The sequence below is a fragment of the Massilibacteroides sp. genome, assembly GCF_028705895.1.
In the GTDB taxonomy this organism is placed as follows: Bacteria; Bacteroidota; Bacteroidia; order Bacteroidales; family Tannerellaceae; genus Massilibacteroides.
On sequence record NZ_JAQWCQ010000086.1, the window covers coordinates 1 to 9539 of the forward strand.

10 protein-coding genes are annotated in these 9539 nt (G+C 40.9%); 3 read left to right on the top strand and 7 right to left on the bottom strand.

Features of this window, described 5'->3' with window-relative positions; all coding sequences use genetic code 11:
• Window positions 1-133 precede the first annotated feature (133 nt).
• Genes PHT93_RS14535 through PHT93_RS14545 form a run of 3 tightly spaced genes read left to right on the top strand, consistent with a single transcriptional unit; the run spans window position 134 to window position 1283 of the window.
• Window positions 134-655, top strand: a complete 522-nt coding sequence (locus PHT93_RS14535) for a hypothetical protein (RefSeq protein WP_300244364.1) — start codon at window positions 134-136, stop codon at window positions 653-655.
• A complete protein-coding gene (locus PHT93_RS14540) occupies window positions 646-966 on the top strand; it encodes a hypothetical protein (RefSeq protein ID WP_300244366.1) in 321 nt (106 codons plus the stop codon). The genes PHT93_RS14535 and PHT93_RS14540 overlap by 10 nt, the downstream gene beginning before the upstream one ends.
• Window positions 967-992: 26 nt before the next feature.
• Window positions 993-1283 (top strand): TlpA disulfide reductase family protein, encoded by a 291-nt coding sequence (locus PHT93_RS14545; RefSeq protein ID WP_300244368.1) that lies wholly within the window; start codon window positions 993-995, stop codon window positions 1281-1283.
• A 263-nt stretch (window positions 1284-1546) separates the two neighbouring features.
• Here PHT93_RS14545 and PHT93_RS14550 read toward each other — a convergent pair whose 3' ends face one another.
• The 7 genes from PHT93_RS14550 to hypE form a co-directional block, all read right to left on the bottom strand.
• Window positions 1547-1714, bottom strand: coding sequence for a FeoB-associated Cys-rich membrane protein (locus PHT93_RS14550; RefSeq protein WP_300244370.1), 168 nt, complete (start codon window positions 1712-1714; stop codon window positions 1547-1549).
• A gap of 36 nt (window positions 1715-1750) precedes the next feature.
• Complete coding sequence (gene feoB, locus PHT93_RS14555; protein WP_300244373.1) at window positions 1751-4237, bottom strand: ferrous iron transport protein B; 2487 nt, start codon at window positions 4235-4237, stop codon at window positions 1751-1753.
• Between the two features lie 78 nt (window positions 4238-4315).
• Window positions 4316-4759, bottom strand: coding sequence for a hydrogenase maturation protease (locus PHT93_RS14560; protein ID WP_300244376.1), 444 nt, complete (start codon window positions 4757-4759; stop codon window positions 4316-4318).
• Between the two features lie 29 nt (window positions 4760-4788).
• Window positions 4789-5520 carry a Ni/Fe-hydrogenase, b-type cytochrome subunit gene (gene cybH, locus PHT93_RS14565; RefSeq protein ID WP_300244379.1) on the bottom strand — a complete coding sequence of 244 codons (732 nt, stop codon included), beginning with the start codon at window positions 5518-5520 and terminating at the stop codon, window positions 4789-4791.
• An 11-nt stretch (window positions 5521-5531) separates the two neighbouring features.
• Window positions 5532-7250: a nickel-dependent hydrogenase large subunit gene (locus PHT93_RS14570; RefSeq protein WP_300244382.1), complete on the bottom strand. Its 1719-nt coding sequence runs from the start codon at window positions 7248-7250 to the stop codon at window positions 5532-5534.
• Between the two features lie 18 nt (window positions 7251-7268).
• Window positions 7269-8369 carry a hydrogenase small subunit gene (locus tag PHT93_RS14575; protein ID WP_300244385.1) on the bottom strand — a complete coding sequence of 367 codons (1101 nt, stop codon included), beginning with the start codon at window positions 8367-8369 and terminating at the stop codon, window positions 7269-7271.
• Window positions 8370-8412: 43 nt separating this feature from the next.
• Window positions 8413-9477: a hydrogenase expression/formation protein HypE gene (gene hypE, locus PHT93_RS14580; RefSeq protein ID WP_300244387.1), complete on the bottom strand. Its 1065-nt coding sequence runs from the start codon at window positions 9475-9477 to the stop codon at window positions 8413-8415.
• Window positions 9478-9539: the final 62 nt, after the last annotated feature.

Consider the following 9539-nt stretch of genomic DNA (forward strand, 5'->3'; position numbering starts at 1 on the left):
CCAACCTCTTCGGATTGACAGACGAGGATATCTATGATGCTATTATAAACAGGTCTGAAGAGATCAAGCATGTTTTTGATATTTACAAATTAAAACTGGCAAGTTGAACTTGCGAAACTTAAATAAATCTATAATGAGACCGATTTCTTTTATCTTCATTGTTTCTTATGTTTTTTTCTTATTTGGTTGTACACAACAGAATAAGATTATCGAACTTCCATTGACTTCACATACCGGTTATGGTCCGTTTAATTCTTCTCTTGGTGCTATGTCTCCGGATGATTTGAATGAGAATAATCCCTGGAGAAAAACTATGCCAATGGTTTTAGTTGCACCGGAAGGTTTGACAGATGTTAAATACGGGCATGTTGAAACGGATATATTTCAGAATATTTATCAAAATTATTTGGCGGGCAATATTTCCCAAGAATGGTATGACAAATTGCAAGTAGCGTGGAACTGGACTCCGGATACGGTTAATTTATCCAAGGATCAACTGAAAACAAAAATAATTTTTGCATTTGGCAAGGACTCTACAGGAGCAATGAAAATAGTGGTGGATGCCAATAATAATCTGGATTTAAGCGATGAAATTCCTTTTACTGCTGTAGATATGGAAGCAAGCGGAAGTCTAAACAGTGTTCATTGGCTATAATTCGTGCGATCGATGTTTCTTTTGAGACCTATAAAGACAACAAAATAATAGAAGTGCAAGCACCTCTTATGGTTATGTATAATCGTGGATATGATATGTTCTTTTGTAATTTTCCTCAATATTCTACTGCCGATTATCAGGGGAAAACAATCGCTGTCTGTTCCAACGGTTTTACCGATATTTCTTATAGTAAACCGGATATTGCATTTGTTCATGATCGCTTATTAAGTAATAATGCCAAGCTGAAAAAAGAAGATGTTATTGCGTTAATGAGTATATTGAGTTTGATGGGGCTTGGTATAAGAATTTAGGGGTTAATAAGAATAAAAACGTATTAGTGTTAGAGAAAATAAATAAACCCAAAGAAGAGATTTATTCAACTCAGACAGGTTTTAAATCCTTTCCTTTTAAGGGTGAAAATTTTATCACACACGACTCTATTTCTTTGGATCGATTAAACGGTAAATACGTGTTGATTGATTTTTGGGCTACCTGGTGCGGTCCGTGCTTAGACGAATTACCCAACCTGAAGGAGTTGTACGCAAGAGTTGACACTTCAAGATTTGAAATAATCAGTATAGTTGGTGATAGTTCGCCGGAAGATTTAAACCGGTTAATTGAAGCATAGGGTATTTCATGGCCTCAGATTGTATCTGATGAGGAGAATCCCATAAAAGAACAATATGGTGTCACTGGCTATCCTACGACCTTGCTTCTCAATCCGAACGGGGTAATCATTCACAAAGATCTAAGAGGTAAATTGTTGGAAAAAACAATACTCCAACTTCTTAAATAGCACCTTTTGAATAGTATATAGGAAGTGCCTTTCTTCTACTTATAGGTTGTTTCCTATATATGTTGGTTAATCTGGTTTCTGTTTTTTAAATTCTATTATCTGCAATGATGTTGCCTGAGTCCTTTCTGGCTAAGGTTGCATCCTGTGCATCCTCCGCACATTCCGGAAGCGTTCTTTTGTTCTGTAAAGAAACGATAGATTTTCCATCCGACGTAGATCAGGGTCACAATTCCTGTCGCAATAACTGCTATTTCTTGCCACATAATGTTTTAATGTTTTGTTCTTACTCTTATAACTGTTTATCCTATCAGGTTGTTTAGAATTGTGCCTGTCTGATAAACGATAAAGGAGACGATCCAGGCTAATGAACATGAATATAAGATGAGAAATCCTCCCCACTTCCATGAGCCGGATTCGCGTATGACGGCGGCTACGGTGGCTATGCAGGGGAAGTAGATCAATACAAATAGCATGAGGCTAAATGCGACTAACGGACTGAATACTAATTCTCCGTTTTCATCGCGATCTTGCTTGATGCGTTCCGGCAGAGCCTGGCTTTCTTCGGAGTCTCCGGTATATAAAACACCTAAAGTGCTAACCACGACTTCTTTTGCGGCCATTCCACTCAGTATGCTGACGCTGATCTTCCAGTCAAATCCTAACGGTGCCAATACGGGTTGTATCGTACGTCCTAATTGACCGATATAGGAGTTGCGTTGCAGATCCATTGCCTTTTTATGCTCCAGTTCGATAATTTGTTCGTTTTTTATGTCTTCGTTGATCGTTGTGTTTTCTATTTCAGCTATTTGTTTGTCGATCAGGTCTGCTCCCAGTGAATGATTTGGGTAATAGCCTAAAAACCAGATAATGATGGATGCCACTAAGATAATTCCTCCCATTTTCCGTAGATATTGGCGTGCTTTTTCCCACATATGAATGAAGATGGATTTTGCAGTCGGCATTCGGTAGGGGGGAAGTTCCATAACAAAGGGAACGTCTTCTTCATTGAAGAGATAACGTTTGAATATACGTGCGACGATAATTGCTAAGACAATTCCCGTCATGTAAATGATAAGCATCATCAGACTGGAATTATTGGGGAAGAAAGCGCCTATTAATAAGACATATACAGGTAATCGTGCACTACAACTCATCAGCGGGTTGATCAGCATCGTGATCATTCGGCTACTTCTGCTTTCTATCGTACGTGTTGCCATGATGGCAGGTACGGTACAACCGAATCCCATGACAAGCGGAATAAAAGATTTGCCGTGCAAGCCCATTTTATGCATCAGTTTATCCATAATAAAGGCGGCACGAGCCATGTAGCCGGAATCTTCCATGAAAGAAATGAAGAGGTAGAGGATAAGTATATTGGGCAGGAATACGATTACTCCTCCTACACCCGCGATAATACCATCTACTAATAAGTCCTTAAACGGCCCTTCTGACATGTTGTTACTTACTAAATCTCCGAGGAAGGCAACGGCATCTTCAATCCAGCCCATCGGATAATCTCCTAACCGGAATGTCGCCTCAAACATGACCCACATGAAGGCGATGAAGAAGGGGAATCCTAATAGTTTATGTGTTACAAGTAAGTCTATGAACTGAGTGCGTGAGGCATTTTTTATTTTGCTTGGTTCGAAGGTTTCCTGTAATGCTCCTGCTATGAAGCCGTAGCGGGCGTTTGTGAATGACGTTTCGCTGTCCTCCAATAAAAGGTTTTTGATATGAGCTGTGTTCTTATTTCTTTCAGCCAAAATGCTTGACGCATTGCCGTTGGGCAGTGAACGCACAAAATCTTCTACCTCCTTATCACCTTCAAGTAGTTTGATCGCAAGAAAGCGTTTTGACACGCCTCGCGAGATATGTTGATTGCCTCTTAATAAGTTTCTTACATTGGTAATTGCTTTCTCAAGAGTTTCACCGTAATTAATGTGGATATGGCGTAAAACGGGGTCTTTTTCTTCATATACCTGAATAACCCGCTTAAACAATTGTTCTATCCCTTCTCCTGTTTTGCTGACTGTCGGAACGATAGGAATACCCGTCATGCGTGAAAGTGCTTCATAGTCGAACTTATCACCGCTTTTCTCCAATTCATCATACATGTTCAGCGCAATCACCGTGCGTACATCCATGTCGATCAACTGACTTGTCAGGTATAGATTGCGTTCCAGATTACTTGCATCAACAACGTTAATTACAATATCCGGATGTTCCTCATTAAGATGCTTTCTGACGTATAACTCTTCCGGAGAATAGCATGACAGCGAATAAGTACCCGGCAGGTCTGTTATCCGGAATGTATAGTCGTCCTGATAAAATACCGCCTCTTTAGCATCAACAGTAACCCCACTGTAGTTGCCGACGCGTTCATGCGCACCGGAAGCAAAATTGAAAAGAGATGTTTTGCCACAATTCGGGTTCCCTACCAAAGCGACATTAATAGTCTTTCCTTTCTTGATTGCCAGTTCATAGAGGAAATTCTCAGGAGAGTCGCTTACGGAAGGAGTGTCTTTGCTATCTATAGCCTGACTCTTTAAATCTTTATATGTCGCTTCGGAAACAACCTCTATTAGTGCAGCATCACTACGACGAAGAGAGACGTTGTAACCCATCACTTTGTAGTGTATCGGGTCTCTCAATGGGGCATTATTGATCACTTCAACGGACTTTCCCCTAATAAACCCCATCTCAATAATACGCTTCCTGAACGCTCCTTTTCCTAATACTTTGACAATTATGCCGTTCTCACCTGTCTGTAGTTCCGATAGTCTCATGTCTGCTTTAGTATGAAACAACAAAATTACCTTGAAAAGAGTGCCTGCCCAATACCTATATGTAGGTATTTGTGGTTGTCAAACAAGAGTCTTCAACATCTGTATAACTTCAGGAATAGCAGCTTCAACAGAAGGAGAAAGGTTCATCCCTACGTTGCTGATATTAAGTACAGAGATTACGATGAGTAAAATATCAGGTAATTTCCCGGAAGAGAGCTGCATGACCTCGATCATATCTTTTAATCCTATCTCATGAGCGCTCATTAACGGAGGAAAGTCGGATGCATACTGAGGGCTGATGACGCGTATCGTTCCCGGAGCATTATCATCTAAGGTTGCGTCAATCATAATAATACGATCATATTTCTCCAACCAGCTTATCAGATGAAAACCTCCGGTTCCACCATCCATTAAGTGAACATTCGGTGGCAGAGGTTCTTTCTCCAAAGCCCGGATAACATGAATACCTACGCCTTCATCTTCCAATAAAAGATTACCAACCCCCAAAATCAATGTTTCCATCAGCTTTTCTTTTCTTCTTCCTTCTCTTTCTAAAGTTTTTCTTTTTCTTCTTTTTCCTTCTTTTCTTCTTTCTCAAGTTTATGTACAACACCTTCCTCAACAAATTTCCATCCTCCGATCATAGCGGATGTCTCTCCACGACGTTCAATATAATCGTGATAAAGAACAAGATAAACGTGTACTAAAGTGAATAAGATAAAGAACCAGGTCATCGCATGATGAATATCCCGAACGATGAATTCTCCTCCGAAAAGCGGAATGATCCACGCAAATACCTTTGGAAAAGTAGCCTGACTCATTTGCGCATATAATGCAAAGCCTGTAACTGCTTGTAATAATAATACTACAAACAGAATAAGATAGGTGAAAGAGGCAACAGCATTATGTCCAACACTTTCCACTTGTTTTGCTCTTGCCATCAGAATATCAACTTTTACCACAGCAAAAAACTCTTTCCACTGAGATTTTTTGAGCAAAACAAAATTGTTCCATTTTGCAAAGCGATTCCCCGCAAAACTCCAGTAAAACCGGAAAATAAGATTAAAAAAGAATACGAAACCAGTGATGAAATGAATCAACCGGATATACCCGAACCAGAAACTATAGGTAGCCTCTGTTGCGTCAATGATAGCGACAGGATCTGCAATAATAAAGCCTGTAACGCACAGGATTATTATACATAATACGTTAAGCCAATGAAAAATACGTACAGGAATTTCCCATACATACACTTCTTTTAGATTTTCTTTGCGAACTCTCATTTTTACAAACCTTAAAATGTATCTACGGCATGAACATATTTCCCGTTTGGGTCATACAAGTGTACTGCACAAGCTAAACAGGGATCGAAAGAATGTATGGTACGCAATATCTCTAAAGGAATATTCGGATCATGTACCGGCGTTCCTATCAGTGATGATTCATACGCGGATAAAATGCCTTTCTCATCACGGGGAGAGGCATTCCATGTCGTGGGTACTACCATCTGGTAATTTTTGACTCTTTTGTTGTCAATAACAATGAAATGAGCCAATGCACCACGCGGAGCTTCTGTTAGCCCCACACCATGACTTTTGTTTGCCCATTGTTCATCTTTCCATTTTTCCGGATCAAACATGCGTGAGTCTCCTTGAAGATTATCCATCAATCTCTCGAAGCATTCCAGAGCCCAATCCGCATTAAGCTTGGATTCAAGGGCGCGGGCGGCTGTTCTGCCTAATGTGGAAAATAAAGCATCTGCCGATAGCTCCAATTCATTCAGTACACTGTCGATTAAATCCTTCTGAGGTTGTTTGCCGGCAGCATAAGCAACAAGCATTCTCGCTAAAGGGCCTACTTCCATCGGTTGTTCTTTCCAACGTGGGGTTTTGATCCAACTGTATTTGTCGTTCACATCTAAATAATCGTAAGGCGGTTTCGGCCCTGTGTAATTCAGTTCAGTTTCCCCTTCATACGGATGAAGTCCTTCACTGTTCCCTTTACTGTATGTGTACCAGGAATGATAGATATATTCTTTTATCTCTTCCGGTGAGTTTGCATCTACGGGATGAACTTTACTTAAGTCTCTGTCTAAAATGATACCCCGAGGCATTTTATATGTTTCAGTTTCACCATAAGAGCCCATCGGGAAATCTCCGTAAGCTAAATAATTACGTATTCCTCCGCCTATTTTTGACCAGTCATTCTTATAAACATTGGCTATCATGAGTATATCGGGCACATAAACCTGATTGATAAATGTTTTTGCTTCAAGGAGTTTTTCTTTTACAAAAGCCAGTCTTTCCGCATTTATGGCATTTGCCTCATCAAGGTTGATGCTGCAGGGCATACCGCCGACAACATAATTTGGATGAGGGTTCTTCCCTCCGAATACGGCATGAACCTTAACAATCTCTTTTTGCCATTCCAACGCTTCAAGATAATGAGCAACGGCAATGAGGTTCTGTTCCGGGCTTAGTTTATAAGCCGGATGTCCCCAATAGCCATTGGCGAATATGCCAAGTTGTCCGCTCTCAACGAATTTCTTCACCCGGTCTTGTATTCCTTTAAAATAACCGGTTGAACTTTTAGGCCAGTCCGATAATTTAGATGCTGCTGCAGAAGCTGCACTTGGATCAGCTTTAAGAGCTGACACCACATCCACCCAGTCAAAAGCATGAAGATGATAGAAGTGGACAACATGGTCGTGCATGAATAATACATTCGCCATGATATTGCGTACCATCTCTGCATTGGGCGGGATTACGATCTCTAAAGCATTTTCAACAGCTCGAACTGAGCATAAAGAGTGGGTAGAAGTACAAACTCCACAAACACGGCCAACAAAGGCCCAAACGTCTCTCGGATCGCGTTCACGAACAATCTTTTCTATTCCTCTGACCATTGTTCCGGAACTGAACGCATCTTTAATTACCCCATTCTCAATCTCCGCCTCTATTCTTAAATGACCTTCAATGCGGGTGATCGGGTCAACTACTATTCTTTTTGACATGGTTTTCGAAATTTAGAATTAATTATTCGTTCCTTCTTCTTCAGAACTTTCGTTGTTTATCAGCTTTCTCTTTCTTATATTAGTCGCAATCGCATGTGCTGCCAATGCTCCGGTAGTAACTACACCTAACGCCAGCCCTATTTCGTCAGCAGTTGCTTCTACCCCAAAAGCATTAATTGTTTCCTGTCGTTTGTAGAAAGGAGTTCTATCCCAGAATCCGTCTTCACTACATCCAATACAAGGATGTCCGCTTTGGATCGGATAACTTGTGCCTTCATTCCATTTGATAATACCACAAGAATTGTACGTACTTGGCCCTTTACACCCCATCTTATACAGGCAGTACCCGCGTTTTGCGTTTTCATCGTCAAAACTTTCCACAAAAAGACCCGCATCGAAATTCGCACGGCGGTAACAAGTGTCATGAACCCGGCGGGAATAAAACGCCTTCGGACGTCCCAGACTATCTAACTGAGGTATTCTGTTAAACGTAAGTAGGTGGACGATAATACCTGCCATTACTTCAGCTATAGGCGGACAACCCTGAACATTCATGACTGTCTTGCCTCTGATGATCTTATGCACAGGTGTGGCTCTTGTTGGATTTGGATGAGCTGCCTGCACACAGCCTGCTGAAGCGCAATTACCCCAGGCAACAATAGCTTTTGCTCCTTCTGCGGCTTCTTCAAGAATCTGCTTGGCACTACGTCCGCCTATACAACAATAAGCTTCGTTCTCCAAAGGAATAGAGCCTTCTATCATAAGGATATATTCACCTTTGTATTTCTGCATCGTGTCATGCATACTCTTTTCTGCCTGGAAACCAGCGGGAGCCATCAATGTTTCCGTATAGTCCAATGATATCTGGTCGAATATCAGATCTGCCAGAATAGGATGGGACGTGCGAATAAATGATTCGCTGCAACAGGTACATTCCTGCAAATGAAGCCAGATGATTGGTAAACGGGACTTTTTCTCTAATGCTTCTACCACTTGCGCAACACCAGACGACTCTAAGCCTAACAGTGCCCCCATGGTGGCACAGAATTTAAGGAAGTCACGCCTTGAGACACCTTTGCTTACGCAGTCTTCGTAAACCGTTTTTTTTTTAGTCCCCATATGTCTAAACTTTTAGTTAGTAAATCGCTTAACTATATCTTTCTTAACAAATTCTCGGTAATTGATCTCCATTGAGCATTGGAATTATCCGCCTTCCTCCAAAAAGAGTTTTCATTTTTACACAGGCACCTTTTCCCGTTGCTACTCTACCTATAATTACAGCATTTTCTCCCTCCGGAAATTGCCGCATAATTTTTAACGCCTCCTCTGCAAGTTTTGCCGGCAATATTGCTAAAGCAACCCCTTCGTTTGCAATATAGAGTGGATCGAGTCCTAATATCTCAGATGCAGATCGTACGACTTCGGGTATAGGTAGAAGCGTTTCATCAATCTCAATCTCTACATTGGATGATTGCGCTATTTCGTTTAACGTACTACTTACTCCACCTCTTGTCGCATCTCGAAGCACGTGTACGTCTTTTATTTCTGAACAAAGTTTATTGAGCATTCCACTTAAAGAAGCCGTATCACTTTTTAAAGATGTTTCAAATCCCAGACTTTCACGAGTGGACAGAATTGTTATGCCATGCACTCCTATCAGACCGCTACAGATTATTATATCTCCTGCACACGCTCTTCTTGGTGAAATATCGGTATAATTATCCACAATACCAACACCGCTTGTGTTGATAAATATTTTATCGCGTTTCCCTCGCTCTACAACCTTTGTGTCTCCCGTAACAATAAACACTCCGGCTTTTTCTGCAGCCCGGCTCATCGAATCAACGATCTTCTTAAGATCATCCATGGGTAATCCTTCTTCCAGAATGAAGCCGGCTGTTAAATATAAGGGTTTTGCTCCACAACAAGCCAAATCATTTACCGTTCCGTTGACTGCCAGATCTCCGATATTCCCTCCCGGGAAGAACACAGGATCAACTACATATGAATCTGTTGTGATAGCTAAACGTTTCTTATCTACTGTAAATATTCCTCCGTCATGTTCCTGCAACAAAATCGGATTTTTAAATGCCGGATAAAAAACGTCTGCAATTAACTTATGTGTAAGTCTGCCACCACTACCATGACCTAATAGTATGCACTCTCCCGACTTTGACGGTCGTATTGATTTTACATATAAAATACCCGTTGAATAGCAATGGTTCATGTTTGATTTTATCAGAAATCGTTTTGTAGTGTCTATGGAGATAAAGTGTTCAGGATCTTTGT